This is a genomic window from Jeotgalibacillus sp. ET6, from assembly GCF_029667115.1.
GTDB lineage: Bacteria > Bacillota > Bacilli > Bacillales > Jeotgalibacillaceae > Jeotgalibacillus.
On the sequence record NZ_JARUIU010000001.1, the window covers coordinates 921,846 to 948,643 of the forward strand.

Genomic DNA, 26,798 nt, shown 5'->3' on the forward strand with positions numbered 1-26,798 from the left:
AGACAAAAAAAGAGCTAAGGCATCGCTTCAGCTCCCTTATGCTCGTTCTTTATTAATTATTTCTTTTAATTCATCAATAAAAACATTTATATCTTTAAATTGCCGGTAAACGGAAGCAAATCGGACATAAGCAACTTCGTCCACTTTCGACAGCCTGTCCATTACGAGTTCTCCAATATCGACGGAAGGCGTCTCAGAAATCCCCTGATTACGGAGTTCTCTTTCGATTGAGGAAGATATTTTCTCTAATTCCTCAAAAGGGACCGGCCGCTTCTCACACGCACGAATAAGGCCTCTTAAGATCTTCTCCCTGCTGAACTCTTCACGTATTCCATCCTTTTTCACTACAATCAAAGGGATCTCTTCCACTTTCTCAAAGGTAGTGAATCGATAGTGGCAGGATTCGCATTCCCTTCTTCTGCGGATTGCTTTTCCTTCATCGATTTGTCTGGAATCAATGACTCTTGTCGTATTTTCATGACACGACGGGCATTTCATAAAACCAGCTCCACAACGTGATTATTTGCTTCTATCATAATAAAAATAGGGTCAAAGCACAAGAAGGCTCATCGCTGATCTTTTCTAAGCTCCTTGCCTAAGTAGGCATAGCACTTTAAAATCTCCTGTTTTAATTTTGGATACGCTCCGCCGATGATGGTGGATTCAGCTGAAACTTTAATGTCCACGGCAGTATGTAAAGGTCTGGTGCTTACAATGGTCGCTATAATAAACATTTTAGGATTGCTCGATTTCTGAATCATCATTTCACCGTGCTCTTTTGACTCTGAAGTAATGGTATAGCCTGGTGAAGAATAAAATTTTTCCACCTCACTAAAGGCTTTATCAAAAGATGCCTTAAAATAATGTGTTTGCAGCTCCTCTTCTCTATGCTGATCTGACGTTTCGCATTCAGAACTAAATCGCTTAAATAATCCGCGTATTCCTGCCAATTCAATCTCCTCCTGTAATTCTCTTCTATCTACCATTCTATCAATGTTTATAGAAAAGAACAAAACCAATGTAAATTCTTTTACGTCGGACGCTTTTACAGTAGTTGGATATTGATTTAAACAGTTGATTATCTTCCCTCTAATAAAGAGTATCTGCTTACTGTTTGAGGATTTAGGTAACATTTCCCCATATAAAAAGAATGTTTTCCGAAAGATAGCGCCGGGAAACATTCTTTTTATAATCTATAATTGTCTCACTAGTTAATTGTATTATTAAACGGCGCTGACTGTTGGTTTTCCAACACGCACAGGTCCCATGCCTCTTGGCACTTCAATGGTTTCGCTTGTTTTAGCATTCAAAGACTTGGCAATATGATCAGCAGCTATTGTCGGATCAAGATCTCCGCATGTGTAAACATCAATGCTGGCATATCCGTGCTCTGGAAAGCTGTGGATGGTTAAATGAGATTCTGAAATAATTACAACACCGCTGACACCCTGCGGCGCAAATTTATGAAACGCTACTTCTCTAACTTCTGCACCTGTTTTTAGTGCAGCATCTACAAATACTTGTTCAATTAACTCCATGCTGTTTAACTTTTCAAAGTCACAGCCCCAAAGTTCTGAAATTACATGACGACCCATTGTTTCCATGATCGTTCCCCCTTAATTAAATTTGATTTTATTTGGTTGTTCATACGATCCTTACCACGGGGGAAAGTTAGTCCGATGAGGTCCTAACCCTTTAAGTAAAGATGTGCTTGGTGTGGAACCAAATAAGATCACGAAAAACAGTATACGTTTTTTTTCAGCTTATTGCAATCAATTAATTTATTTTGAAACAAATAGGTCTATAAAACGTAAGCATAGAAGACAGAGAATGAAGGAGGAAAAAATATGGCCGCTCTTATTACGCTGATAGGGGATATTTTTGCTGCAATTGCCGTTTCATTTTCACAAAGTATTGAAAAGGAAAAAAGAGAAAAAGATAAGAATGTAAAAGAGGAATAACTTAATTGATAAACCATCTTTATATAAAAACAAAGGAGCTTTAGACAAGTGTCTCAAGCTCCTTTGTGCGGTTCACTGCGCTTCAACGGGACGAGTTCCGTCTAAGCCCTTTATTTAACGAGTTCAATCAATCATGAAGAAATTCTTCTAACTTATTATGACACAGGAATTTGGGATGGAGTTTCCTGCATTTTATGAGCCACGTGTTTAACAAGGTCCACTACCCTGCAGGAGTAGCCCCATTCATTATCGTACCATGCGAGCACTTTGACTTTTGTTGCACCGATCACCATTGTGGATAATCCATCTATTATGGCAGAATGAGGATTCGTATTAAAGTCGACCGAAACTAGAGGCTCTGTCGTATAAGAGATGATGCCATTCAGTCCATCGTCAGCTGCTTGAATAAACGCCTGATTTACCTCATCTACTGTTACTTCCCGCTGTACGTCCACTACAAGATCAACCAGTGAAACATTGGGCGTCGGGACACGAAGTGCCATGCCGTGCAGTTTCCCCTGGAGATTGGGAAGTACTTTGCCGAGTGCTTTTGCTGCTCCCGTCGAGGTTGGGATAATTGATTGGCTGCATGAGCGGGCTCTTCTAAGATCTTTATGCGGATTATCAATATTATTTTGATCGTTCGTGTATGCATGCACGGTCGTCATCAATCCATTTTCAATTCCAAAGGCTTCATCAAGCACTTTTGCTACTGGTGCAAGGCAATTCGTTGTGCAGGACGCGTTTGAAATGATGTCGTGTTTTTTTATTTCTAAAGCGTTTTCATTTACTCCCATAACAATCATGACATCTTCCTGTTTGCCAGGCGCTGTCAGCACTACTTTTTTTGCGCCGGCGTCAAGGTGAAGTGCGGCTTTATCACGTGCATTAAACTTACCGGTCGCTTCTATAACAATATCAATATTCATGTTTTTCCATGGAAGCTTCAGCGGATCACGCTGATTGATTAACATGATTTTTTGATCATTTACGATTAAAGCATTCCCCTCAGCGCGGACTTCTCCCTGAAAAACACCATGAGTCGTATCATATTTTAGCAGATGGGCAAGTGTCTCAGCAGGGTAACTCGCATTAACAGCAGCAATGGTAAGGCTCGGTTCCATCACCGCTTTACGGAATACCATTCTTCCTATACGTCCAAACCCATTAATGGCAATTGTAGTCTGTGTCATCTGGATCCTCCTAATAATGTTATACTGATAGATAGATAACTAAGATTAGTATAACATATTAACCGCATTATAAAAGATTAAATTCACATATTAACGTAAAGATCATCCTTATAGTCACTAGTTTTTAAAAAAAGAGCTTAGGACAAAAGTGTCTTAAGCTCTCTGACCGGTTCATTGCGCTTCAGGCGGACGCAGGGACGGCTGCTTGAGCCTCTTCCGGGCCTTGCCCTGTAATGGCCTCAAGCCACCATCATCTCCTGCTGAAGCCGCCGCCTTCCACTGCGCTCACCTCATCCTCTTGATAAATATTCCTTATTTTCTATCCTTTTATTGAAATAGGCCCCCTCCTCAAATCGTTGCGATTTTAAGGGAAGGATTTCCACTGATTAAGAAGCTGGTCCAGTTGAAGAAAGGACTGTTCAATTGTTCCAGAATTATCAATTACTGCATCTGCCTGCATCTTTTTTTGAGAGAGAGGAGCTTGAGATGAAATTCTCGCCTGTGCTTCCTCCGCTGTATACTGGTTTCTTTCCATCAGCCTCTTGAGTTGAATGTCTTCCTGAACATACACAACGATGATTTTATCCACCATCCATTGAAGCTTGCTTTCAAATAAGAGGGGAATATCCAGGAAAACCGTTTTATTGCCTTCATCAACCGCCGCTTCCTGTTGCTCTAGCATTTCTTTGCGCACGGCTGGATGAACAATACTGTTCAGTTTTTTCCTCTCTGTTTCACTGGTGAAAATAATCGATCCGAGCTTAGCGCGGTCAATTGTTCCGTCCTCGGCGACGATCTCACTCCCGAAGTGTTCTATTATTTTACGATACGCCTCCTGATTTGGTTCCACCACTTTTCTTGCGGCTAAATCTGCATCTATGACTGTGTATCCCTTCTTGATAAGCCGGCTGGCGATGGTGCTTTTCCCACTGGCGATCCCGCCTGTCAGACCAATAATCATTGTCGTCCCTTCTTTCTTTACCGCTGACATTTTCCACAGTAATGAGAGTTTCTTCCCCCAATAACAGCCTGTTTTACATTGGCTCCGCATAGCGGACATTCTTTTTTGCCATACATCTGCAGTCTGTCCTGCATGGATCCTGCCTGCCCATTGACGTTACGGTAATCTGAGATGCTGCTTCCTCCTGCGTCGATGCCTTCCTGCAAAACAGAGACAATGTTATGAAATAATTCGATTCTTTTCCCCAGTCCGACGCGTGAAACGGTCCGGTTGGGATGGATTTTGGATTTAAATAATGCCTCCGTTGCATAGATGTTTCCGCACCCTGCAATCACCTGATGGTTCATGATCACATCTTTTACAGGCTTCGAATGAAATTTTCGCAGGTTTAAAGATGCCAAAAACAGCTCCTGGGCATTCTCGTCAAAGGGTTCGGGACCGATTGCAATGATCGGCGGATGATCTTCCAGCTTTTCCAAAAATCGCATTTCGCCAAATCTTCTTATATCTGAATAAATAAGCAGCCTGCCGCTCTCAAACGTAAAAATAACATGAACATGATTACGAAATTTTTCTTCTGTAATCTGTTCCACTGAATCAATGGCAAACCATGCACCGGACATCCCTAAATGTGAAAGAAGGATACCTTCTGTTGTTTCATTCTCCATATGAAATAGTAAGTACTTGCTGCGCCGGTTGATGCGGCTGATTTTGTAGTTTTTTACGTATTCGGAGAAATCAGCAAGATCCGCTCCTTTTACAATCGCCTGTTTGCCACCTGCGTGTGATTTCTTTACTTGTTCTGAAAATTGTACAGAAACGATCCTCTCCCCCACCACATAAGGTTCAAGTCCCCGTTTCACATGTTCTACTTCTGGTAATTCTGGCATTCATTACACTCCCCGGTATTTATTACTTGGCATCGTACCAGGTCTTGCCGTACGAGTAATCCACTTTTAACGGCACCACAAGCTCGACCGCTTTTTCCATTACTTCCGGGACAATACGCTGGAGAATTTCAACCTCTTCTTCAGGGCACTCAAAAATCAGTTCATCATGCACTTGAAGGAGCATTTCAGCCTTTAAGCCTTCCTGTTTCAGACGGTCGGCCATATCTATCATCGCCTTTTTAATGATGTCAGCAGCTGTTCCCTGGATTGGCGTGTTCATGGCTGTTCTTTCAGCGAACCCCCGAACATTAAAGTTCCGGCTCGTAATTTCAGGGATATATCTTCTTCTGTGGAGAAGTGTTTCAACATAGCCCTTTTGTTTCGCCTCTTTAATGATATCATCCATGTATTCTTTTACCTTCGGATAGCTGTTTAAATAGCGCTTGATAAATTCCGCTGCTTCTTTTCTTGGGATGTCAAGACTTTGGGAAAGTCCGTAGTCGCTGATCCCATACACAATTCCAAAATTAACCGCTTTGGCATGTCTTCTCATGCCGGATGTTACCTCTTCCCTGCTTACATCAAAAACATCCATTGCTGTTTTTGTATGAATATCCATATTGTTATTAAAGGCTTCAATTAACCCATCATCCATGGAAATATGCGCAAGAACGCGAAGCTCGATCTGGGAATAATCTGCTGCGAACATAATCCAGTCCTTTTTAGAAGGAATAAAGGCCTGACGGATTTTACGTCCTTCTTCCAATCGAATTGGGATGTTCTGTAAATTAGGATCAGTAGAGCTTAATCGGCCGGTTTGCGTTAAAACCTGATTATATCTTGTGTGAATTTTACTTGACTCTTTATCCACGACTTTCAGCAGCCCTTCAATATACGTAGACTGAAGTTTACCGAGCTGTCTGTACAGCAGGATATGATCGATAATCTCATGCTCTGGCTGTAATTTCTCAAGGACATCTGCTGAAGTTGAATACCCGGTTTTCGTTTTTTTCACTGCAGGAAGTTCAAGCTTTTCAAACAAAATGACACCGAGCTGTTTTGGGGAATTTATATTAAAGGATTCACCCGCCAGTCTGTGGATGTCTTTTTCAATTTGAGCCAGTTTTGTTTTTAATTCTTCTCCCATTTCCTTCAACCGGTCCACATCGACCAGCACCCCGGTTTTCTCCATTTCAGCCAATACTTCAGCTAGAGGAAGTTCGAGATCGTCAAATAAATCAACCTGTTCATTCTTCTCCAGGTCCCGAATGCAGCGGTCCTTTATCTTGCCAATCGCTGCAGCTTTTCTTGCTATATGCTCCCCGAGAACTTTGTCGTCCGGAACTTTCTTTTTAGCGCCCTTGCCATACAAAACGTCATCCGGTTGAACAGCATCCGCGCCGTGTCTTTTTGCAATTGAGGCGAAATCATCAGCTGCCTGTGAAGCATCGATCACATAAGAAGCAATCAAAAGATCGAAATCTATTCCTTTTAAATTCATTCCAAGCCGGCTGAATGCCACTATGGACTGCTTGGAATCATATACTGATTTTTGATTTTCTTCATCTTCGATCCATTTTTTAAAAAGGGCAGATTCCCTTGCTTTTTCTACAGGAATAAAATAGGTTCCACCCCTGTGGTGAAGTCCAATTCCTAAAATATCAGCTGTGTGATAATTTGAGCCAAACAGTTCGATGTAAAGCTCAGCTTCTGAGTAAAGCATCTCCTCTGTAACTTCCTCTGCATACGTCCAATCCAAATCTTTTAACTCAATATCTTCCTCTTCTAGATTATCTCCCAATTTGTCAAGAAGCGTCTGGAACGAGAGCTCTTTAAATAACGAACGCAGCTTTTCCTGATCAGGCTCCTGCCTTTCCAGATCGTCGAGTTTAAGCTCTACAGGGGCAACGCGTGTGATTGTTGCTAAATCTTTGCTCATTTTTGCCTGATTTTTAAACTCAGTCAGTTTTTCCTGCAATTTTGCTCCTTTTACTTCACTTATTGAATCAAGCAGTGTTTCAAGAGTGCCAAATTGCTTAAGAAGTTTAATGGCCGTCTTTTCGCCTACTCCGGGAACTCCCGGAATATTATCAGAGGAGTCCCCCATCAGTCCTTTCATATCAATTATCTGATCGGGTGTAAGACCATATTTTTCCTTAATATGATCAGGCGTATAGGACTCCATATCTGTAATGCCTTTGCGGGTAATTTCCACACGTGTATGGTCGGATGAAAGCTGAGTTAAATCCTTGTCCCCCGATACGACCACAACATCAAATCCCTTTTTCTCCGCCTGCAAAGACAGCGTTCCGATGATGTCATCCGCTTCATATTGATCCAATTCATAATGCTTTATAGAATAAGCAGCAAGAAGATCTCTTATGAAAGGGAACTGCTCAGAAAGCTCTGAAGGTGTTTTTTGTCTTCCCCCTTTGTATTCCGTGTAAGTTTTATGACGAAAGGTGGTTTTCCCCGCATCAAAAGCCACCAGAAGATGGGTTGGTTTTTCATCATCAATCATTTTTGTCAGCATGGTGGTAAAGCCGTATATTGCATTCGTATGTACGCCTTTGTCATTATTGAGTAATGGCAGCGCAAAGAAAGCTCGATAAGCGATACTGTTGCCATCAATCAGCATTAATTTTTTACTCAAGTAAACTCCTCCTCAAATGGACGATCTCGTAAGCCTGACTTTTTTAAACACAAAAGCCGCTGCTTCTCTCATTTTAGCATGTCTAAAATGAAAGAGAAAACAACGGCTCACATTCTGGATTGATTTACTAAACGCTTATTCCAAAACTCCTGACAGCAAACTCGCATATGGAGAATCTGCCGGAAGAATTATCATCGTTTTGTCATCGATTGTGGTTTTGTAAGATTCAAGCGTACGATATATTTCATAAAACTCCGGATCTTTGGAGAAAGATTCATTATACAGCTTTGCGGCTTCTGCCTCACCCTCCGCTCGTATCACATCGGCTTCTGCATTCGCCACAGCTAGCAGCTCCCGTACTTCACGATCTGTCTGGGCTTCAATTCTGTTTTTGTTAGCATCTCCAGTGGATAAATATTCCTGCGCAGTAGATTCACGTTCGGATATCATTCTCGTGAAAACAGATTCTTCGTTTTCAGTTGGGAGATCCGTTTGTTTCATGCGGACGTCCACTACCTCTATCCCAAATGATTCCTGAGTCAGCAGTTCATTCACACGTTCAGTCACGCGATCATTTAAACTTCCACGTGAAGATTTTTCATCGTTGATTATTTCGTCATAATCCAGCTGTCCAAGCTCTGTTCGGACGACCGAATAAATGTATTCTTCCATTCGTGACTCTGCATTGATCATCGTTCCAGCATTTGAGATCATGTCTTTCGGGTTCGTAATGCGCCACACAGAATAGTTATCGATAATAATTCTTTTCTTATCTCTCGTGTTGATTTCTGCTTCAGAAACATCGTAGGTCATCTGATATTTAGGAAGAGTTGTCACACTTTGAATAAAAGGAATTTTCGCATGCAAACCAGGACTTTCGATAATTTTTACAACTTCCCCGAACTGTCTGACAACCCGGTATTCACCCTCTTTGACAATGAATACATTTAGTAATGCTGTAATGAGCAGAACGACAAACAATATAATGAAAGTACCTATTTTCGAGTATTTTTTCCACTCAAGGGAAGATCCATTTGTTTTTTTGGTACTGGAAAAATCAAAGACTTTGCTGTTTGGATTTTTGTCATCACTCATTATTGCCCTCCTCACTTTCTGCCTCTTCCTGCGGTGCTGGCTGCTGTGAACGCTCTAATGGATTAAGAGGCAAATATTTTAACGTGCCGCCATCATCGTTCATTATGTAAACCTCAGCATCCGGAAGAACTTCTTCAAGGGTTTCCAAAATCAAACGCTGTCTTGTTATATCAGGATTGGTCTGGTATTCAGCATATAATTTATCAAAAATGGCCACATCTCCACGCGCCTGTTCAATCCGGGCTGTTTTTTCCCCTTCGGCTCTTGATTCAATTGCGTCTTTTTCCCCTTCTGCTTCATTAATCAGCTGATTTCTGTATTTATTTGCCTGGTTTTCTTTTGTATTCATCGTTTCTCTGGCATCCGTAACTGCAGTAAACGCCTGACGCACCTCTTCATTTGGCAGTTCAACATCCTGCAGCTGAACAGCCTGTACAGAAATTCCCATATCGTATTTTTCCATCAGCGTCGAAAGCAGCTCTCTTACCTCAAGCTCGATTTCCGCTTTACCTGAGGTCAGCGCATCATCTATTTCTGAACTTCCTATAATACTGCGGATGGATGCAGCTGTCGTATCATAAAGGACCTCTTCGGGATCCTCTGCATTAAATAAATATTTTTTAGCATCAACAATTTTCCACTGAACCACAAGATCAGCCAGCACAATATTCTCATCGCCTGTGATCATCTTGGTTTCTTCTGGGAACGATTGAATTTCTCCGTCTTCCTGCTCATACCCAAACTGCAGACTGAAGGTTTCCTTAGACAGAACTTCAACCTGCTGGATCGGCCATGGCATCTTAAATTTTAACCCTGATTCCGTTATCGTTTCGTTCGCTTCACCAAACGTCATCACAAGTGCCTGCTCAGACTCATCAACTGTATACCAGGAAGTGAATAAAACAATAATGAGCAGGATAGCGGCTGTAATAAGTCCCAGCCCCGCTGTAATTCGTTTTACACTCATTTAAATCTTCCTTTCCAAATCGTTATACCTATTTTACGGTTAATGTTTGGAGAAAGTTTCATAAATGTTTCATTTTCGTTACAGCACATGAAAAAAGACGTGAACGGGGTCTGTTCACGTCTTTTCTCTGGGTTCCTTGGATGAAGGGGTTTTCACTTAGTATCTTATCAACCAAATGTTAAGAAAAAACCCTTTTAATGTAAAGTAAATGTAAAGCTTAATCACTGAACCGGTGTTTTTTTGGCAGCGTAATTAAAAATGCTGTTCCTTTATTTGGCTCACTCTTTACAGATATATCACCATGGTGGACCTCTACAATATGCTTGACGATGGCAAGTCCGAGTCCCGTTCCGCCTGAATTTCTGCTTCTAGCTTTATCTACACGGTAAAACCGCTCGAAAATCCTTGGAATCTCATTTTGTTCCATTCCAATCCCATCGTCTTCAACGTTAATCAGAATACGCTCCTTCTCATCCGTCACCGTCAGCCTTATTTCACCTCTCGGCTGAGAATAAGTAAGTGCATTGCTGATTAAATTAATGAAGATCTGCTTCAGACGGTCCTGATCACCCTCTATAAATAGGTCTTGATCTCCATCAAGTACGATTTTCATGCTTTTCTGATCTGCTTTTTGTTTCATAATGGCAGTGACTTCCTGGAGCAGTTTGGTGATGTTGACATCTGCCACAGCGAGATTAAAGCCCTGCTGCTCGACCTTCGATAAATCCAGCAAATCCTGAATTAAGTCCTGAAGCCGGTCACTTTCTTTTAAAATAATTGTTAGAAATGACTCCAGCGCTTCCTGATCATTCATCGCACCATCTAAAAGTGTTTCAGTAAAGCCTTTAATGGAGGTGATAGGCGTTTTTACTTCATGAGAGACATTCGCAACAAAATCTTTTCTCATTTGCTCAAGCTTTTTCAGCTCCGTTATATCGTGAAAAACAAGGACAATTCCCTGCCACACACTTCCATCTCCTATAATCGGTGCTCCATACACTTCCAAATGAAGCTTAGATAACACAGAGGAGATATGAATCTGCTTACGAATTCTTTGCTCTGTCATAAAAACTTCTTCTGCCACTTCACGAACCTGCTTGTCAGAGATAATATCCACATATCGTTTATTAATCACTTCATCGGTCTGCAAACGGAAAAATTCCAAAAATGTGCGGTTTACCAGCACGATATGTCCCTGACGATCGATCATGATCAATCCGCTGCCCATATTCTCAATGAGCGTTTGCAGCCTGTCCTGTTGAATGGCTTGCAGTGTCACCATTTCCTGCAGATTTCTTGCAAGTACATTAATTGAGTTACTGAGCATTCCTGTCTCATCTACCCGATCCTCATACGTTCTGGCGCGGTAATTGCCTTTTGCAAGTTCAATGGCTACTTTAGTGGCTGATTCAATTGGTTTCGTATACTGGTTCGTAATTCTTGATCCCAGCAAAATAATGATTAACAGAGCTGCACCCAGGGTTATGCCTAAGATGGTCCAGATTTGACGGTAGACTGACTCCAGCTCATCAAAACTGGCAGCGACAATTACCAATCCTGCTGTCTCGCCTGCCGCCACACTTTTCGCATAGTACGTCGTGTTTTCATTTGCTTGATATTGAGTGATTGGATCTTCAGGGGTCAGCTCATCTTCCCCTATCGATTGAATCGTAAGGTCATGATTATTAACATCTATATTGTTTTGACTGTCATAAATCACATTGCTTGAATCACTGATCATCATAATTCGTATGTCGAGTACATCGCTCAACTCATCAAAACGTGATGTGGCCACAGTTGTAAAGAAAGGCTGGAGTTCAACCTCATTCACAACAATCTCCACCTCTTTTTCCATTCTGGAATGCAGAGCGTTTAAGTAATACGATTTAAAAAGTTCCCCAAGCAGCACACCCAGCCCCACAAGAACCAATATAATTAGAGAAATTAGTGCAAATAAGAGCCTTGTTCGAAAGCTGGACATATTAATCCTTTTTCGGCTTTTCCATTTTATAGCCAAGGCCCCTTATGGTTTTAATATAAAGTGGTTTTTTCGTATTTTCCTCTATCTTTTCCCGGATATGGCTAATGTGTACGTCTACAATGCGGGTGTCCCCCGCGAAGTCATAATTCCATACAGCCTGCAGAAGCTGATCTCTTGTTAGAACTCTTCCTTTGTTTTCTACCAGATAAAGAAGAAGTTCAAATTCTTTTGGAGTCAATTCCAATTGTCTATCTTTATAATAGGCTTCATACTGGTCTGGAAACACCTTAACATCGCCTACTTTAAATGAGGTATCTTCATCCTCTTCTTCCGGAGCCTGAGGTTCTGCCTGCTTAGTGCGTCGTAAAATGGCTTTTGCTCTTGCTACGACTTCCCTTGGGCTGAAAGGCTTCGTTATATAGTCGTCTGCACCAAGCTCAAGACCCAGCACTTTATCAAACTCATCGTCTCTTGCTGTCAGCATAATGATTGGCGTCTGTATGTGCTCCTGTCTTAGCTGTTTACATACCTCAATTCCATCCATTTTAGGCAGCATCAAATCAAGTACAATCAGATCCGGATCGTCATCAATCGCTTTCTGTTTCCCTTCTTGTCCGTCCAGGGCAGTTATTACTTCATATCCGGCCTGCTCTAAATTATATTTTAACAATGTTACAATTGATTGTTCATCATCAACTACCAGAACTTTTTTGCTCATGTTCTACCTCCGCATCGTGTAGTAAAACCGGTCATTCATCCAATAACACCACTTTCATTATAGTACACATTTAAGAGCATTTCGATAAATTTCAAGGTGTTTACTAAACTTAAGTCCGCTTTTATTCCTTATTGAATATACAGTCCTCTTATATTGGGTCATCACACCTTCAAAAGGGGCTCCACTTTTTATTTGAAAAGCCGTCCAAAATCGGAACAAAAAAATTTGACCTTTTATCATACTTAAAAAGAACCTGGGACAAAAGTGTCTCAGGTTCTTTGATCGGTTCACTGCGCTTCAGGCGGACGCTTTCCGCAGGGACGGCGCTGAGACTTTACAGGGCGCTGCCCTGTAAAGTCTCAGCTTGCCGTCATATCCTGCAGGAGTCGCCACCTTCCGCTACGCTCACCTCATACTAATGATATATAAAGACTCTTTTATCATTTATTTTTATTATGTCCCTGCTTCCTTAAAGTGTAGTATATCCTTATTACCGATCATTCCAACAGTAAAGCCGGTATGTTGAAGAAAGTAATTTTTTCCTAATCTCTAGAAATTATCAAGTGCAGAGTTTTCAAATCGTTCAAGTTTATGAGGAGGGCATACTGTCACACTTCCAGTCACAACAACGTCTCCTTTTTCATCGACTGCTTCAACGTTAACTTCAATTTGGGCATTCGGGCGGTCAATTGACGTGACTTCAAATAGAAATTCTACAGTCGCGTAATGTGGAAGCGCTTTCGGAAAAGTCAGGTTTTGACCAATAATATGCGATCCTGGTCCCGGCAGATACTTTGAGACTGCAGACGTAATAAAGCCTGTAAGCATGATAGTTGGCACAATTGGTTTTTTATGAGGTGTTTGAGATGCGTAATCATGTTGAATATACAGCGGATTTGCATCGTTGGTTAAACCAAGAAATAGAAGCAGATCCTTGTCTTCTATTTTTTCAGTCAGGGTTAGTTTTTCCCCAATCGTCATATCTTCAATATTTCGCCCCATTTTTCTTTTTTTCCCCATCAGCACGTAGATCTCCCCCTTCGTTCAATTAACTGGTGCATGATCGTTATTATACCATTGATTCCATCACTCGTGATCTAAAAAGGAATCGCCTGATTGACGATTCCTTCAAGTTGGATGGACCATTATCGTCCATAGATCGAGATTCTATTTATGACGAAGTTGTTAGTGCTCCCATCACACTTTTTACAGAATCAACTGATTTCTGAAGCTGAGTTTTCTCGTCCTGGGATAATTCAAGCTCTACAATTTTTTCAATTCCATTGCCGCCAAGGACAGTTGGCACGCCTAAATAAATTCCTTCGAATCCATACTCACCTTCAAGATACGCAACGGAAGGCAAAACCCTTTTCTGATCCTTTAGAATCGCCTCTGTCATTTCCATAAGAGAAGCAGCTGGAGCATAGTACGCGGAACCATTTCCTAAAAGAGCAACAATTTCTCCTCCGCCTTTACGTGTGCGTTCAATTATGGCGTCGAGCCGGTCTTTTGGGATTAACGTTTCAAGTGGAATGCCCCCAGCGTTCGAGTACCTTGTCAGCGGCACCATATCATCTCCATGGCCCCCAAGGACAAAACCTTGAATATCTTTAACAGATAAATTTAGTTCCTCCGCAACAAACGTGTTGAAACGGGCTGTATCCAGCACACCTGACTGTCCTATGACCCGCTCCTTAGGAAAACCTGATTCTTTATATACTGTGTACGTCATCGCATCGACAGGGTTGGATAAAACAAGAATCGTACTATCCGGAGAATGCGCTGTTACTTCTTTCGTGACTGACTTCATGATTTTCTCATTTGTTTGAACAAGGTCATCCCGGCTCATACCAGGCTTTCGCGGAATACCTGCTGTAATAATGACAACATCCGATCCCGCGGTATCTTTATAATCAGAGGTGCCTTTAATGGAGACGTCATAGCCAAACACCGGGCCCGCCTCCAGCATATCCAGCGCCTTCCCTTTTGTCGGGTCTTCATTTTGAGGAATATCGACTAAAACGATGTCACCAAGTTCTTTCTGTGCAAGAAATAGGGCCGTAGTTGCTCCTGTAAATCCCGCTCCAATGATTGAAATCTTGTTTCGCTTAAATCCCATTGCAATTCCTCCCAATCTCGTATAGTGACGATGATAAAGAAAGAACCAGAAAACTGGTCTCTTCAACATCAGCCGGTTGATCCTCTAATCCTTCAGAAAGACCGAAGGATTAAAGAGTCCGGATTTGGTTGTGAAGAAGCCAGAAAACTGGTTTTTCCGTTTACTGCATATTTTCGATAAGAGCTGTTCCAAACTCAGAGCATTTAACCTCTGTTGCTCCATCCATTAACCGTGCAAAGTCATAGGTTACTACTTTAGAAGCAATTGTTTTTTCCATAGAGGAAAGAACCAGGGCTGCTGCCTCACTCCAGCCAAGATGCTCAAGCAGTAATACACCAGAAAGGATAACCGATGAAGGGTTTACTTTATCAAGTCCAGCATATTTAGGTGCTGTACCATGCGTCGCTTCAAAAATGGCATGACCGGTATCGTAATTGATATTTGCTCCAGGAGCAATTCCAATTCCGCCAACCTGTGCTGCTAGCGCATCAGAAATGTAGTCTCCGTTTAAGTTCATAGTAGCTACTACATCAAATTCTGCTGGGCGGGTCAGGATCTGCTGCAGGAAGATATCAGCAATCGAATCTTTGACGATAATTTTACCTGCTGCTTCAGCATCGCTTTGTGCTTTATTAGCAGCATCCAGTCCCTGTGCGTCCTTGATCTCATCATATTGAGCCCAAGTAAAGACCTTATCGCCAAATTCTCTTTCTGCTAAATCATAGCCCCATGATTTAAAGGCACCTTCTGTGAATTTCATGATATTTCCTTTGTGAACTAGAGTAACAGACTTGCGGTTCTCAGTCAGTGCATAATTAATGGCTGCACGGACTAGACGCTCTGTTCCCTCTTTGGATACCGGCTTAACGCCTATTCCTGATGTTTCAGGAAATCGGATGTTTTTTGCGCCAAGCTCGTCCTGAAGGAAAGAAATCAACTTCTTCACTTCATCAGAACCCTCAGCAAATTCAATTCCAGCGTAGATATCCTCTGTATTTTCACGGAAAATAACCATATCTGTATCTTCCGGGCGTTTAACAGGAGAAGGCACTCCTTCAAAGTAACGCACTGGACGCAGGCAGGTAAATAAATCAAGCTGCTGGCGCAGTGCTACATTTAACGAGCGGATTCCTCCACCGATCGGAGTAGTTAACGGTCCCTTAATGGCAATAAAATACTCATTAATTGCATCAAGTGTCGCCTGTGGAAGCCATTCACCTGTCTGATCAAAAGCTTTTTGACCTGCAAGTACTTCTTTCCAGACGATTTTTCTCTCACCGTTGTACGCTTTTTCAACCGCTGCATCCAGAACGCGGGAAGAGGAAGCCCAGATATCCGGACCAGTGCCGTCTCCTTCAATAAATGGAACAATCGGGTTGTTTGGAACGTTCAATGTGCCATTATCAACTGTAATTTTTTCACCTTGTGTCATAAGAAATTCCCTCCAGGTTCATTGTCAGAAACCGGCTCACCATATAGCCGGCCTCATATCATCATCTAATTTATTACATCAGTTAATTCATCATTTGTAAACTAAAAGCCTTATCAGCCCCGTTTATCAACCGGTACATACTCCTGCATTCCAGGTCCGACATAATCAGCACGAGGGCGGATCAGACGGTTGTTTGAATATTGCTCCAAAATATGCGCCAGCCAGCCGGAGACACGGCTTACAGCAAAGATCGGCGTAAACAGATCATGATCAATACCAAGACTGTGGTATACAGAAGCCGAATAAAAATCAACATTTGGCGGAAGCTCTTTTTCAGATGTTACGACTTCCTCCACTTTTATCGACATCTCGTACCACTTTGATTCGCCGCTTAGTTCCGTCAGTTTTTTAGACATTTCTCTTAAGTGTTTGGCACGGGGATCTCCCTGCCTGTATACACGGTGACCGAAGCCCATAATTTTTTCTTTGTTTTCGAGCTTTTTACGAACAATTGCTTCTGCATTTTCAACAGAATCAATCTCTGTAAGCATTTTCATGACCTGCTCATTCGCACCTCCGTGAAGAGGGCCTTTTAAAGCACCAATGGCTGCAGTAACGCCTGAATATACATCCGACAGCGTGGCCACACAGACACGGGCTGTGAAGGTGGAAGCGTTCAGTTCATGGTCTGCATGCAGAACAAGCGCTTTATTCATGGCTTCTTCCTGAATGGCAGCCGGTTCTTCACCGGTAAGCATGTACATAAAATTAGCAGCAAAGCTCAAATCAGCTTTTGGTGCAATTGGCTCCTCGCCCTGGCGAATACGGGAAAAAGCGGTTACGATTGAGGACATTTTAGCCTGCAGGCGAATCGCTTTCCGGTAGTTTGCATCATCTTCCATTACGTCCGCTTCTTCATCAAAAAGACCAAGCGAAGAAACAGCCGTCCGAAGGGCCGCCATAGGATGTACAGATTTTACCGGCATAGCCTTAAGCTGAGCAATGACTTCTTCCGGAAGGGACATATTTTCAGCTAGCTGTTTTTTTAGTTCAGTCAGTTCGCTTTCAGTTGGAAGGCGAAGATGCCAAAGTAAATAAATCACTTCTTCAAAGCTTGCATTTTCTGTAAGGTCATCGATATTGTACCCAACATATGTAAGTGTGTCATCAATAATCGAACTGATGGATGACGTCGTAGCCACTATACCTTCTAAACCTCTTGTTGCAGTCATACCAATCTCTCCTTTTGAAATGTATTTTAGCCCCTATTCAGCTTTTGTACAGGCATAAACAAGGAAGATTCATCCTGGTTCACCGGCCTGAATAAACGAACCTGAGCGCATGCTCATTTTTCGGCCAATAAATAACCTTTTTTCAACAAAAAGTAACAAAGGATGCGCTTTCATCCTTCATTATAATCAATAATCAGAACTTTGTGAATGAAAACGCATAAATTTACGATTTTATTTTCCAATATACTCTGAAATTTGACTAATCCACTCATAGATTCTCATAGCAAAATACGCGATGCCGGCACCAATCAGCGGACCGACCGCAATCCCTTTAAACAGCGCTACTGCAAGGATTGTTCCCAGTACCAGAGCGACTGTGATATGAGGATCATTTTCAAGCAGGGAGATGCCCCCTTTGGCAATCAATGCCACTAAAATACCGGAAGCAAGAGCAATCCAGGCATAGGGAGATTTTACTGCATCTGTCAGTTCTTTGAATCCAATTGCTCCGCTGGCGATTGGAGCAAGCACAGCAATCGTTATAATTGTAACACCCCAGTTGATTCCTTTAGATTGAATAACCTCAAAAATTTTCTGGTCTGCTCCAATTACTTTAATAACCAGCAATAAAGCCACAGCAAATATAAGTGAATTATTTTTAGCCAGCACAGCAATCCCAAGAAGCAACATTAAAAAAAGTAATGCCTGATCCATTTTCAAGACAGCTCCTCTTCTAAACATTAATTTTCCCCATTGTTCATACACATAAACAAACAACCTCTCAGAAATGTTGGTGTGCTAATGAACCCGTCTGCTGTATCAACCAGAATCCTATGGACAGCAGCCGCAATGATGGGCCTGGCTGCGGTCTTCATTTTAGCCTATACATACATGCTGCCGGTACTTGCAGGCGCAGCAATTGCATTTATTTTATATTATCCGGCAAAATGGCTGACCGGCAGCTGCAGAATTCCATTTTCATTAAGTATTATTATAACCATTCTCGGTTTTTGCAGTTTAATAGCAGGAACCATCACAGTGTTTGTGTTTTTGTTCTGGCATGACCTCGTCCGCTTTATTGAACAAATTCCCGGACTATTTTCCGAGCTCAGTACAGCAATAGAAAAAAGCATTTCTTATATAATTCCGATTATCGAAAAAGCTGAAGCCTATCTTTTATCTAAGGGTATCATTGCGGAAACTTCAGGAGATGACATAATTCATTCACTTAAAGATAAGGCAGTTGTACTAATTCAAGACTTTGGGGAAGTTCTATTTATTGAGCTGTCCCAATTCTTATCTTCTCTCCCCGGGATCGCTGTTGGAGGAGTCATTGCATTTATTTCCGCCTATTTTTTTATGAAAGAAGCCTCCGCCTTAAAGAACGTGCTGAAACCATTTTTCGGTTCGGCTTTGTCTGTGCATTTCTCTTCTTTGATAAAGGCTGTAAAGTTTTATACATGGTCATATGTTCAGGCTCAGATGCTCCTAACTGCGATTACAGCCGTGATCGTCCTATGCGGATTGTTAATTTTAAATGTAAAAGGCGCTCCAGCCATCGCCCTTACTGCGGCTTTACTGGATCTAATCCCTATCGTTGGGACAAGCCTGCTTTTCATTCCATGGATTTTTTACTGCTGGGTAAGCGGAGACATGGCACTTATGATAGGTTTATTGATTACTCAGACCGTCATTACCCTTTCAAGACAGGTGCTTGAGCCTAAAATCATCGGACAAAAATTAGGTATTCATCCTTTTATAACTTTTTTAATCATTTATATCTCTTTTCAAAGTGTAGGTGTTATGGGTGTGCTTTTTTCACCTCTTATACTTCTGACAATCAGCACCTTGATAAAAGCAGGTACAGTGAAGCTGATTTGGATTTACATAAAAAAAGGAACGATCCTTTAAAGAGGATCATTCCTTATCGATTTATCCAGCACTTTATCTGTAAATAATCATATTACCTTTACTCATTCTTTTGCGGAACCAGTTATAAATAAGCGGTTTAAATCGGTTTCGCGTTTGAGGAATGAGAAGCAAAAAGCCTGTAATATCTGTCAAAAAGCCCGGTGTCAGCAAAAGTACACCGCCAATTAATATGCAGACTCCATCCAAAATGATCTCACTGGGCGGCTGCTGAATGCCCATTTGATTTTGAACATTTTTTATAGCCTGCAGACCTTGTGATTTTGCCAAATAAGCACCAAAGACTCCTGTTGCTAAGATTAGCAAAAAGGTCGGGATGACCCCAATCAGGTTGCCTATCGAAAGAAGAATGGCAATCTCTGTTGCGGGAACCACAATAATTAAAAGCATGATCCATCTCAATAGCGGATCCTCCTTATTTAAAAAACTTACCCTGATTATAGCATATACGCATCCGGGGCGATAGAAAGAAGCACTAGACTAGAGAGTATATGAATCAGAAGAGAGGCTTAGGACGAATCGTTGTACAAAAAATAGATACGCTTAAACTGCGTTCCCCCATGCAGCCCAATTGCCTTCATAAAAAAACAAGAGGCTGGACACTTAGTATGCCCAGCCTCTCTTGAAAATTCCTGTTACTTTCTTTTACAGTACGCTTGCGTGGCCATTGTAAACCACACCGCGCTCAGCATCTACAGTGACTACCTGACCTTCCTGGAAAAGAGAGGTTGCATTGTCGACGCCAACAATGACAGGCAAACCGAGGTTTAATCCTACTACTGCCGCGTGGCTTGTCAAACCGCCTTCTTCCACGATAAGTGCAGAACATTTTTCAAGTGCAGGCACCATGTCTTTATCTGTACCGATTGTTACAAGTACAGAGCCTTCTTTCACTTTTTCAAGCGCTTCTGAAGCATTTGATGCGATTACTGCACGGCCATAGCCGGATCTGCGTCCGATACCCTGACCTTTTGCCAATACATCTCCGACGATATGAATTTTCATAAGATTGGTAGTACCGGACTCGCCAACAGGAACACCAGCAGTAATGACAACAAGATCACCATGTTTTACACATCCGCTGTTCAGGCTCTCTGAAACAGCCATATCCAGCATTTCATCCGTTGTGGATGTTTGTCTTCCTACCTGCGGATAAACACCCCATACAAGCGCAAGACGGCGTGACACAGCCGAATCTGCTGTAACCGCTACAATGGTTGCTTCCGGACGGTATTTTGAAATCATTCGTGCCGTATGCCCGCTCTCAGTTGGAGCAATAATTGCGTTCACTTCCAAATTCAATGCAGTATGCGCTACAGCCTGTCCGATCGCATCTGTCATATTTGGTTCAAAGCGCTTGCTGCGGTTGGACAGAATTGTTTTATAATCGAGTGCTGTTTCAGCTCTTGAAGCAATATCATTCATGGTCTTAACCGATTCTACAGGATAATCACCGGCTGCAGTTTCGCCTGACAGCATGATTGCATCTGTTCCATCGAAGATAGCATTTGCTACATCACTTGCTTCTGCCCGGGTTGGACGCGGATTACGCTGCATGGAATCAAGCATTTGAGTAGCAGTAATAACCGGCTTGCCCACTGCGTTGCATTTTTTAATCAGATCTTTTTGAACTAGAGGCACTTCTTCAGCAGGAATTTCAACTCCCAAATCTCCACGTGCCACCATAAGACCGTCTGACACTTCAAGGATTTCTCCGATGTTGTCAACGCCTTCCTGATTTTCAATCTTCGGAATAATGTTGATCGCTGCAGCTCCATTTTTTTCAAGAAGCTCACGAATTTCCAGCACATCTGACGCACGGCGGACGAAAGAAGCAGCAATAAAGTCTACTTTTTGTTCCACTCCAAACAAGATGTCCTGTGCATCTTTATCTGTAATGCCCGGCAGCTGAACAGATACGCCTGGCACATTTACACCTTTTTTATTTTTCAGGGTTCCGCTGTTTAGAATCTTTGTTGTAAGCTCTCGTGAATCACGATCGATTGACAAAACTTCCAATCCGATTAAACCATCATCCAAAAGAATTTTAGAACCTACTTCCACGTCTTCCACAAGGCGGTCATACGTAATGGAGAACTTTTCTTCCGTTCCTACCACTTCATTCATAGAGACAATGATCTGTTTGCCCGCTTCTAAATGAATTGCGCCGTTTTCCATCGTATTCGTGCGGATCTCAGGGCCTTTTGTATCAAGAAGAATTCCTACACTTTTTCCAAGCCTTGAAGCAGCTTCACGGATATTTTTAATTCTAGCTCCATGCTCTTCAAAATCACCGTGTGAGAAATTGAGGCGTGCTACATTCATGCCTGCTTCCATTAATTGCGTCAGTTTTTCAATGCTTTCACTTGCAGGACCAATAGTACATACAATCTTAGTTTTTCTCATATTCGTTAAGTACCTCCCAGTAGTTCTTTTCTTATTACTTTCAAATGATTAAATCGACAGTTCCTGTGATAAGCGATATAAATCCATATCTGCTTTGCGTTCCATTTTCAATGCTTCAATGATATCGTAGTCCACTAATGCATTTTTCTCAATGCCCACTGCGCGTCCGCCTTTGTTTTCCATCAGCAGTTCAACCGCACGTGCGCCAAGACGGCTCGCCAGAACACGGTCTGAAACTGTAGGAGAACCTCCGCGCTGCATATGCCCGAGAACCGATACACGTGTTTCAAGAGAAATTTTCTCCTTTAGTTTCTGTGCCAGTTCATTTCCTGACATAACTCCCTCAGCTACAATGATAATACTATGCTTTTTGCCGCGGGCGTGCCCTTTTAGTATTCGTTCTGCAATATTATCCAGATCATGAGGATCTTCAGGAATCAAAATTGTTTCTGCACCACCGGATAAACCAGCCCAAAGCGCTATATCGCCTGCATTTCGACCCATTACCTCAATGATAAATGTACGTTCATGAGAAGTTGCAGTATCTCTGATCTTGTCAATCGCATCAATAACCGTGTTTACTGCGGTATCAAAGCCAATTGTGAAATCCGTTCCGGGAATATCATTATCAATAGTGCCAGGAACTCCAACACAAGGATATCCGTGTTCAGTCAGCGCTTTTGCTCCCATATAAGAGCCGTCTCCGCCAATAACCACTAACCCCTCAATTCCGAATTTCTCCAGCTGTTCAATTCCTTTTTTCTGGCCTTCAACTGTTTTGAACTCTTCACATCGAGCAGAATACAGCTTTGTTCCTCCACGATGGATAATATCTCCAACTGAACCAAGTTCAAGCTTTTCAATATTTCCGGAAATTAACCCCTGATAGCCCTGATAGACGCCATATACCTCGAGGCCATGAAAGATCGCTTTACGCACTACTGCCCGAACAGCAGGGTTCATTCCGGGGGAATCTCCTCCGCTGGTTAATACACCGATTCTTTTCATTACATTATTCCCACCTTTTGGAAAAATTATTAACTATATGTTTAGAACTTCATACCAAAACGAAATTGTGAATGAAGTTGAGTATACAAGTGATCTTTCTCCCCATTAAAAATACCATGAAGATGATGGGTTCTCAATATCTAGACTGCATGTTCAAAAATAGACGAAATAATCGTGCTAATGTAAACGCTTTATTTAAACCAAAGTTCATTTTTTAGACATATTTCTACATAATCTGAGCAAGTTCTTATTTCTAAGAAGTATTTTAATGCTCAAATTTTGAAAATTAGAATCCCTATGAAGGAATTACTTTCCTTAAAGGTCAAGAATGACTGCATAAGCTCCAAGGCCGTCATTTGCACTATGTACAAAAAGCAGACGTGTACTGAATTCAGTACACGTCTACTATTCCCTAAAGGATTTCGCTCAAAACAGAATGCGATCCAATCTTTTGAAATTTTTCATGCCGGTGCGCAATAAGTTCTTCGCCAGAAAGAGAAGATAGTGCCTTCAGAGACGCCTGCAGCACTTCGTCTATTTTTTCCGCCTGTTTTTTCGCATCATGATGAGCGCCGCCCCTGACTTCAGAAACGATTTCATCAATTATGCCCATGTCCTTTAAATCCGGAGCGGTTATTCTCATAGATTCGGCTGCTTTTTTTGCCAGAGACGCATCCTTCCAGAGAATAGAGGCTGCCCCTTCAGGAGAGATCACCGAATAAGTGGAGTTTTCAAGCATATGCAGATGATTTCCAATCCCTAACGCCAAAGCACCGCCGCTTCCGCCTTCTCCAATGACTATACATACGACCGGCACGGTTAACCCGGCCATTTCAAACAGATTGCGTGCGATCGCTTCACTTTGGCCGCGTTCCTCCGCAGCCTTTCCCGGGTAAGCTCCCTTTGTATCAATAAAACATATAACAGGGCGGTTAAATTTTTCTGCCTGTTTCATTAAGCGCAATGCTTTACGATACCCTTCAGGGTGCGGCATGCCAAAGTTCCGTTTAATATTGTCCTTTGTTCCTTTTCCTCTTTGGTGTCCGATAACGGTCACCGGCTTTTCTTTGTAAAAAGCGATCCCGCCAACGATCGCATGATCATCGCCGTACAGGCGGTCGCCATGCAGTTCAATAAACTGTTCAAACAATTCATCAATATAATCAAGTGTTGTCGGCCGTTCAGGATGGCGTGCAATTTGCACACGATCCCATGGCTTTATATTCATATAAATGTCTTCTTCTAATTTCTCAAGACGCGATTCAAGCTTTTCAATTTCTGAAGATAAGTCAACTTCAGAATTAACTGTAAATGTTTTAAGCTCATTAATTTTTTCTCTTAACTGAACAAGCGGTTTCTCAAATTCAAGTTCGTTTACCATGCTGATACCCCCTGCTCATGAATTGCAAGAACCGTGGTCAGTGTATCTCTTAATTCTGTTCTCGGAACGACAGCATCGAGCTGTCCGTGTTCAAGTAAAAACTCTGCAGTTTGAAAGTCCTCCGGCAGCTTTTCGCGGATCGTTTGTTCAATAATTCTTCTGCCGGCAAAACCAATCAGAGCACCCGGCTCTGCGAAATTATAATCACCGAGAGAAGCAAAACTTGCAGAAACCCCTCCTGTTGTAGGGTGAGTCATCACGGAGATAATTAATCCGCCTGCTGTGCTGTATTTTTTTAACGCCGTGCTTGTTTTCGCCATTTGCATCAGCGACAGAACGCCTTCCTGCATGCGGGCTCCCCCGCTTGCTGTAAAAATAATAAAAGGCACAGACATTTCTTCAGCAAGTGCAATTGCTCTGGATATTTTCTCTCCCACTACTGACCCCATACTGCCCATTCGAAAATTGGAATCCATAATCGCAAGAACAACTTTATGCCGGTTGATTTCTGCGCTGCCGGTCACAATGGCTTCATTTAAACCGGTTTTTTTACGATCCTTCTCCATTTTCTCCATGTAATCTGGGAAATCGAGTGGATTTTGCGAAGTCATTTCCTGATTGATTTCGTTAAATGTGTCTGCATCAATTAAGCTGCTGATTCTCTCGGCAGCTGTCATTGTATGATGGTAACCACAGTGAAGGCAGACTTTAGCATTTTTTTTCACTTCTTTTGTATACATAATTTTTTTGCACTTCGGACATTTCGTCATGATTCCTTCCGGAACGTCGTGCTTAGCGTTCTCCGGCGGAATCGTAGCATACTTTTTCTTTTTTGGTTTGTTTGATTTAGTGAAAATATCTTTAAGCAAGGTAAATCCTCCCCCATGTGAATATTTATCTATATTGCTGAATGATCTTTAACTCCACCACATGAAATGCATGTTTACTTTGCTTGTTGCAAGGTTACAGGCTCAGTACAAAATGTCCTTATGATCGTCATATCCTTTGAAAGCATTGCCTTTTTCACAGTGTAAATAAGCTCTATATCAAGAGCAGCAGACTCCTTGCTCGACATTCGGTCGAAGTCGTATAAGACCAGCCAGACTTTGTAAGCAAGACGGTTTCCTGAAGATTCAAATAGGGAGGATTTGAAGTGGTTAATGGTTGTAATCTCTCCGTTTTGATAACCAGTCACGATTGAATCAAACAACCAATTTAAGGTGGAGACGTCATTTTGCAGCATGCGATTCATACTGCCCATTTCAATCCATATCTTCATTTCCAGTACATCTTTTTCTGCTTGTCCATTCTGAAGAATAAACATTCCAAGAAGCTCGACAAGGTGGTGATCTCTGAAATCCCGTAAAAATGTACCTTCTCCGTGCCTTGTTTCAATTAAACCAAGAAGTTCCAGCGCACGAAACGCTTCTCTTACTGAGGACCGGCCCACGCTTAGACGTTCAGATAATTCACGCTCTGAGGGAAGACGGTCTCCAGCAGATAAACGGTCGCGCTGAATCATTTCCTTTAACTTATGAACAACGGATAAATAGACTTTTAATTGTGCAGTAGATTTAGTCACTGCTGATCATCATTCTGATTTTCCGATTAAAGATAGCCGTTCAGTCTTCAGCCTGATTTCTTCGGGATCCATTTTCTTTCTGGCTACTCCTGTTTCCATAGCTGCCGTTGCTACAGCTGCTGCAACAGCAGGCGCCACTCTCGGATCAAATGGTGCAGGAATCACATAATTAGCATTCAGCTCTTCTGGAGAAATTAACGAAGCAATTGCCTCTACTGCAGCACGTTTCATTTTCTCATTTATATGAGTTGCCCGCACATCTAATGCTCCCCGGAAAATCCCCGGAAAAGCCAATACATTATTAACCTGATTAGGATAATCGGAACGGCCGGTGCCGATCACTTTTGCTCCGGCTGTTTTCGCCAGTTCAGGCATAATTTCCGGAACAGGGTTTGCCATAGCGAAAATAATGGCTTCGTCGTTCATTGTACGAACCATTTCTTCAGTTAATGCACCCGCAACTGAAACCCCTATGAAGACATCCGCGCCTTGAATGGCATCTTGAAGAGACCCATCAACTCTGCTTCGGTTTGTGATTTTCGCCACGCCCTGCTTGACTGCATTCATTCCATAAGGACGTCCTTCATACACAGCACCTTTCGAGTCGCACATGATAATATCGCGGACTCCATAGCTGTATAAAAGGTTTATAATGGCTATTCCGGCAGCCCCGGCACCATTCATCACGACTTTAATATTCGACAATTCCCGGTTTGTTATTTTAAGTGCGTTAAGCAGGCCTGCTACCGTCACAATGGCTGTGCCATGCTGATCATCGTGAAATATGGGAATATTGGTTTCTTTTTTCAAGCGTTCTTCAATTTCAAAACATCTTGGCGCTGCAATGTCCTCAAGATTCACGCCGCCAAAAGTGGGTTCAAGCAGCTTTACTGTTTCTACGATTTTATCAATATCTGTTGTATTGAGACAGATCGGAAACGCATCAACGCCAGCGAAGCTTTTAAATAGAACGGCCTTTCCTTCCATTACAGGCAGCGCCGCTTCTGGACCGATATTGCCGAGCCCAAGCACTGCAGTCCCGTCCGACACCACCGCTACCATATTTCCTTTCATCGTGTAATCGTATACGGTTTCAGGTTTATCATAAATTTCTTTGCATGGCTCAGCTACTCCTGGAGAATAAGCGAGGCTGAGATCTTCCGCATTTCTAACAGATACTTTTGACTTCGACTCCAATTTCCCTTGATTTACTCTGTGCATATGTAAGGCTTCGTCGCGTAATGACAAGGTAACTCACTCCCTGATCGGGGGATTCCCCCTATATTTTAC

The 26,798-nt window shown here is 42.2% G+C and carries 24 protein-coding genes; 1 reads left to right on the forward strand and 23 read right to left on the reverse strand.

Annotation, left to right across the window (positions count from 1 at the left end):
- Positions 1–36: 36 nt before the first annotated feature.
- From nrdR to P6709_RS04750, 16 genes are all read right to left on the reverse strand, one after another.
- Positions 37–498, reverse strand: a complete 462-nt coding sequence (nrdR, locus tag P6709_RS04675) for a transcriptional regulator NrdR (protein ID WP_278239712.1) — start codon at positions 496–498, stop codon at positions 37–39.
- A gap of 68 nt (positions 499–566) precedes the next feature.
- Positions 567–950: a hypothetical protein gene (locus tag P6709_RS04680; RefSeq protein WP_278239713.1), complete on the reverse strand. Its 384-nt coding sequence runs from the start codon at positions 948–950 to the stop codon at positions 567–569.
- Between the two features lie 273 nt (positions 951–1,223).
- On the reverse strand, positions 1,224–1,604 hold the full coding sequence (gene speD, locus P6709_RS04685; RefSeq protein WP_278239714.1) for an adenosylmethionine decarboxylase: 381 nt from the start codon (positions 1,602–1,604) through the stop codon (positions 1,224–1,226).
- A gap of 512 nt (positions 1,605–2,116) precedes the next feature.
- Positions 2,117–3,154, reverse strand: a complete 1,038-nt coding sequence (locus P6709_RS04690; RefSeq protein WP_278239715.1) for a glyceraldehyde-3-phosphate dehydrogenase — start codon at positions 3,152–3,154, stop codon at positions 2,117–2,119.
- Between the two features lie 364 nt (positions 3,155–3,518).
- Positions 3,519–4,115 (reverse strand): dephospho-CoA kinase, encoded by a 597-nt coding sequence (coaE, locus tag P6709_RS04695; RefSeq protein ID WP_278239716.1) that lies wholly within the window; start codon positions 4,113–4,115, stop codon positions 3,519–3,521.
- Between the two features lie 17 nt (positions 4,116–4,132).
- The gene (gene mutM, locus P6709_RS04700; protein ID WP_278239717.1) at positions 4,133–5,005 is read right to left on the reverse strand and encodes a bifunctional DNA-formamidopyrimidine glycosylase/DNA-(apurinic or apyrimidinic site) lyase; all 873 of its coding nucleotides are present in this window, start codon (positions 5,003–5,005) and stop codon (positions 4,133–4,135) included.
- Positions 5,006–5,027: 22 nt separating this feature from the next.
- Positions 5,028–7,658, reverse strand: a complete 2,631-nt coding sequence (gene polA, locus P6709_RS04705; RefSeq protein ID WP_278239718.1) for a DNA polymerase I — start codon at positions 7,656–7,658, stop codon at positions 5,028–5,030.
- A 135-nt stretch (positions 7,659–7,793) separates the two neighbouring features.
- The gene (gene hflC / locus P6709_RS04710) at positions 7,794–8,753 is read right to left on the reverse strand and encodes a protease modulator HflC (RefSeq protein WP_278239719.1); all 960 of its coding nucleotides are present in this window, start codon (positions 8,751–8,753) and stop codon (positions 7,794–7,796) included.
- Positions 8,746–9,720, reverse strand: coding sequence for an FtsH protease activity modulator HflK (hflK, locus tag P6709_RS04715; protein WP_278239720.1), 975 nt, complete (start codon positions 9,718–9,720; stop codon positions 8,746–8,748). The genes hflC and hflK overlap by 8 nt, the downstream gene beginning before the upstream one ends.
- Positions 9,721–9,937: 217 nt before the next feature.
- Entirely contained in the window at positions 9,938–11,701 is a 1,764-nt protein-coding gene (pnpS, locus tag P6709_RS04720; protein WP_278239721.1) for a two-component system histidine kinase PnpS, read from the reverse strand.
- Between the two features lies 1 nt (position 11,702).
- Positions 11,703–12,419, reverse strand: a complete 717-nt coding sequence (locus tag P6709_RS04725; RefSeq protein WP_278239722.1) for a response regulator transcription factor — start codon at positions 12,417–12,419, stop codon at positions 11,703–11,705.
- 549 nt (positions 12,420–12,968) lie between these two features.
- Positions 12,969–13,445, reverse strand: a complete 477-nt coding sequence (locus tag P6709_RS04730; RefSeq protein ID WP_278239723.1) for a MaoC/PaaZ C-terminal domain-containing protein — start codon at positions 13,443–13,445, stop codon at positions 12,969–12,971.
- Positions 13,446–13,590: 145 nt separating this feature from the next.
- Positions 13,591–14,538 (reverse strand): malate dehydrogenase, encoded by a 948-nt coding sequence (gene mdh, locus P6709_RS04735; RefSeq protein ID WP_278239724.1) that lies wholly within the window; start codon positions 14,536–14,538, stop codon positions 13,591–13,593.
- A 160-nt stretch (positions 14,539–14,698) separates the two neighbouring features.
- Complete coding sequence (gene icd, locus P6709_RS04740; protein ID WP_278239725.1) at positions 14,699–15,970, reverse strand: NADP-dependent isocitrate dehydrogenase; 1,272 nt, start codon at positions 15,968–15,970, stop codon at positions 14,699–14,701.
- Positions 15,971–16,083: 113 nt separating this feature from the next.
- Positions 16,084–17,202, reverse strand: coding sequence for a citrate synthase (gene citZ / locus P6709_RS04745; protein WP_278239726.1), 1,119 nt, complete (start codon positions 17,200–17,202; stop codon positions 16,084–16,086).
- A 231-nt stretch (positions 17,203–17,433) separates the two neighbouring features.
- Positions 17,434–17,916 carry a DUF441 domain-containing protein gene (locus P6709_RS04750; RefSeq protein WP_278239727.1) on the reverse strand — a complete coding sequence of 161 codons (483 nt, stop codon included), beginning with the start codon at positions 17,914–17,916 and terminating at the stop codon, positions 17,434–17,436.
- An 87-nt stretch (positions 17,917–18,003) separates the two neighbouring features.
- Here P6709_RS04750 and ytvI point away from each other — a divergent pair, with 87 nt between their 5' ends.
- Positions 18,004–19,113 (forward strand): sporulation integral membrane protein YtvI, encoded by a 1,110-nt coding sequence (gene ytvI, locus P6709_RS04755; RefSeq protein WP_278239728.1) that lies wholly within the window; start codon positions 18,004–18,006, stop codon positions 19,111–19,113.
- 33 nt (positions 19,114–19,146) lie between these two features.
- Here the strand turns inward: ytvI and P6709_RS04760 are convergent, their stop codons facing one another.
- From P6709_RS04760 to P6709_RS04790, 7 genes are all read right to left on the reverse strand, one after another.
- On the reverse strand, positions 19,147–19,533 hold the full coding sequence (locus tag P6709_RS04760; RefSeq protein WP_278239729.1) for an FxsA family protein: 387 nt from the start codon (positions 19,531–19,533) through the stop codon (positions 19,147–19,149).
- A 243-nt stretch (positions 19,534–19,776) separates the two neighbouring features.
- A complete protein-coding gene (gene pyk / locus P6709_RS04765; protein ID WP_278239730.1) occupies positions 19,777–21,537 on the reverse strand; it encodes a pyruvate kinase in 1,761 nt (586 codons plus the stop codon).
- Between the two features lie 48 nt (positions 21,538–21,585).
- On the reverse strand, positions 21,586–22,545 hold the full coding sequence (pfkA, locus tag P6709_RS04770; protein ID WP_278239731.1) for a 6-phosphofructokinase: 960 nt from the start codon (positions 22,543–22,545) through the stop codon (positions 21,586–21,588).
- Positions 22,546–22,957: 412 nt separating this feature from the next.
- Positions 22,958–23,926, reverse strand: coding sequence for an acetyl-CoA carboxylase carboxyl transferase subunit alpha (accA, locus tag P6709_RS04775; RefSeq protein WP_278239732.1), 969 nt, complete (start codon positions 23,924–23,926; stop codon positions 22,958–22,960).
- Entirely contained in the window at positions 23,920–24,795 is an 876-nt protein-coding gene (gene accD / locus P6709_RS04780; protein ID WP_278239733.1) for an acetyl-CoA carboxylase, carboxyltransferase subunit beta, read from the reverse strand. Before accD ends, accA begins: the two co-directional genes overlap by 7 nt.
- A 74-nt stretch (positions 24,796–24,869) precedes the next feature.
- Entirely contained in the window at positions 24,870–25,508 is a 639-nt protein-coding gene (locus P6709_RS04785) for a FadR/GntR family transcriptional regulator (RefSeq protein WP_278239734.1), read from the reverse strand.
- A gap of 9 nt (positions 25,509–25,517) precedes the next feature.
- Positions 25,518–26,756, reverse strand: a complete 1,239-nt coding sequence (locus P6709_RS04790) for an NAD(P)-dependent malic enzyme (RefSeq protein WP_278239735.1) — start codon at positions 26,754–26,756, stop codon at positions 25,518–25,520.
- Positions 26,757–26,798: the final 42 nt, after the last annotated feature.

What these genes read in the sequence shown, in the direction of transcription:
- nrdR (WP_278239712.1), bottom strand. Translation starts at nt 498, where the DNA reads ATGAAATGCCCGTCGTGTCATGAAAATACGACAAGAGTCATTGATTCC.
- speD (WP_278239714.1), bottom strand. Translation starts at nt 1,604, where the DNA reads ATGGAAACAATGGGTCGTCATGTAATTTCAGAACTTTGGGGCTGTGAC.
- P6709_RS04690 (WP_278239715.1), bottom strand. Translation starts at nt 3,154, where the DNA reads ATGACACAGACTACAATTGCCATTAATGGGTTTGGACGTATAGGAAGA.
- coaE (WP_278239716.1), bottom strand. Translation starts at nt 4,115, where the DNA reads ATGATTATTGGTCTGACAGGCGGGATCGCCAGTGGGAAAAGCACCATC.
- mutM (WP_278239717.1), bottom strand. Translation starts at nt 5,005, where the DNA reads ATGCCAGAATTACCAGAAGTAGAACATGTGAAACGGGGACTTGAACCT.
- hflC (WP_278239719.1), bottom strand. Translation starts at nt 8,753, where the DNA reads ATGAGTGATGACAAAAATCCAAACAGCAAAGTCTTTGATTTTTCCAGT.
- hflK (WP_278239720.1), bottom strand. Translation starts at nt 9,720, where the DNA reads ATGAGTGTAAAACGAATTACAGCGGGGCTGGGACTTATTACAGCCGCT.
- pnpS (WP_278239721.1), bottom strand. Translation starts at nt 11,701, where the DNA reads ATGTCCAGCTTTCGAACAAGGCTCTTATTTGCACTAATTTCTCTAATT.
- P6709_RS04725 (WP_278239722.1), bottom strand. Translation starts at nt 12,419, where the DNA reads ATGAGCAAAAAAGTTCTGGTAGTTGATGATGAACAATCAATTGTAACA.
- mdh (WP_278239724.1), bottom strand. Translation starts at nt 14,538, where the DNA reads ATGGGATTTAAGCGAAACAAGATTTCAATCATTGGAGCGGGATTTACA.
- icd (WP_278239725.1), bottom strand. Translation starts at nt 15,970, where the DNA reads ATGACACAAGGTGAAAAAATTACAGTTGATAATGGCACATTGAACGTT.
- citZ (WP_278239726.1), bottom strand. Translation starts at nt 17,202, where the DNA reads ATGACTGCAACAAGAGGTTTAGAAGGTATAGTGGCTACGACGTCATCC.
- P6709_RS04750 (WP_278239727.1), bottom strand. Translation starts at nt 17,916, where the DNA reads ATGGATCAGGCATTACTTTTTTTAATGTTGCTTCTTGGGATTGCTGTG.
- ytvI (WP_278239728.1), top strand. Translation starts at nt 18,004, where the DNA reads ATGAACCCGTCTGCTGTATCAACCAGAATCCTATGGACAGCAGCCGCA.
- pyk (WP_278239730.1), bottom strand. Translation starts at nt 21,537, where the DNA reads ATGAGAAAAACTAAGATTGTATGTACTATTGGTCCTGCAAGTGAAAGC.
- pfkA (WP_278239731.1), bottom strand. Translation starts at nt 22,545, where the DNA reads ATGAAAAGAATCGGTGTATTAACCAGCGGAGGAGATTCCCCCGGAATG.
- accA (WP_278239732.1), bottom strand. Translation starts at nt 23,926, where the DNA reads ATGGTAAACGAACTTGAATTTGAGAAACCGCTTGTTCAGTTAAGAGAA.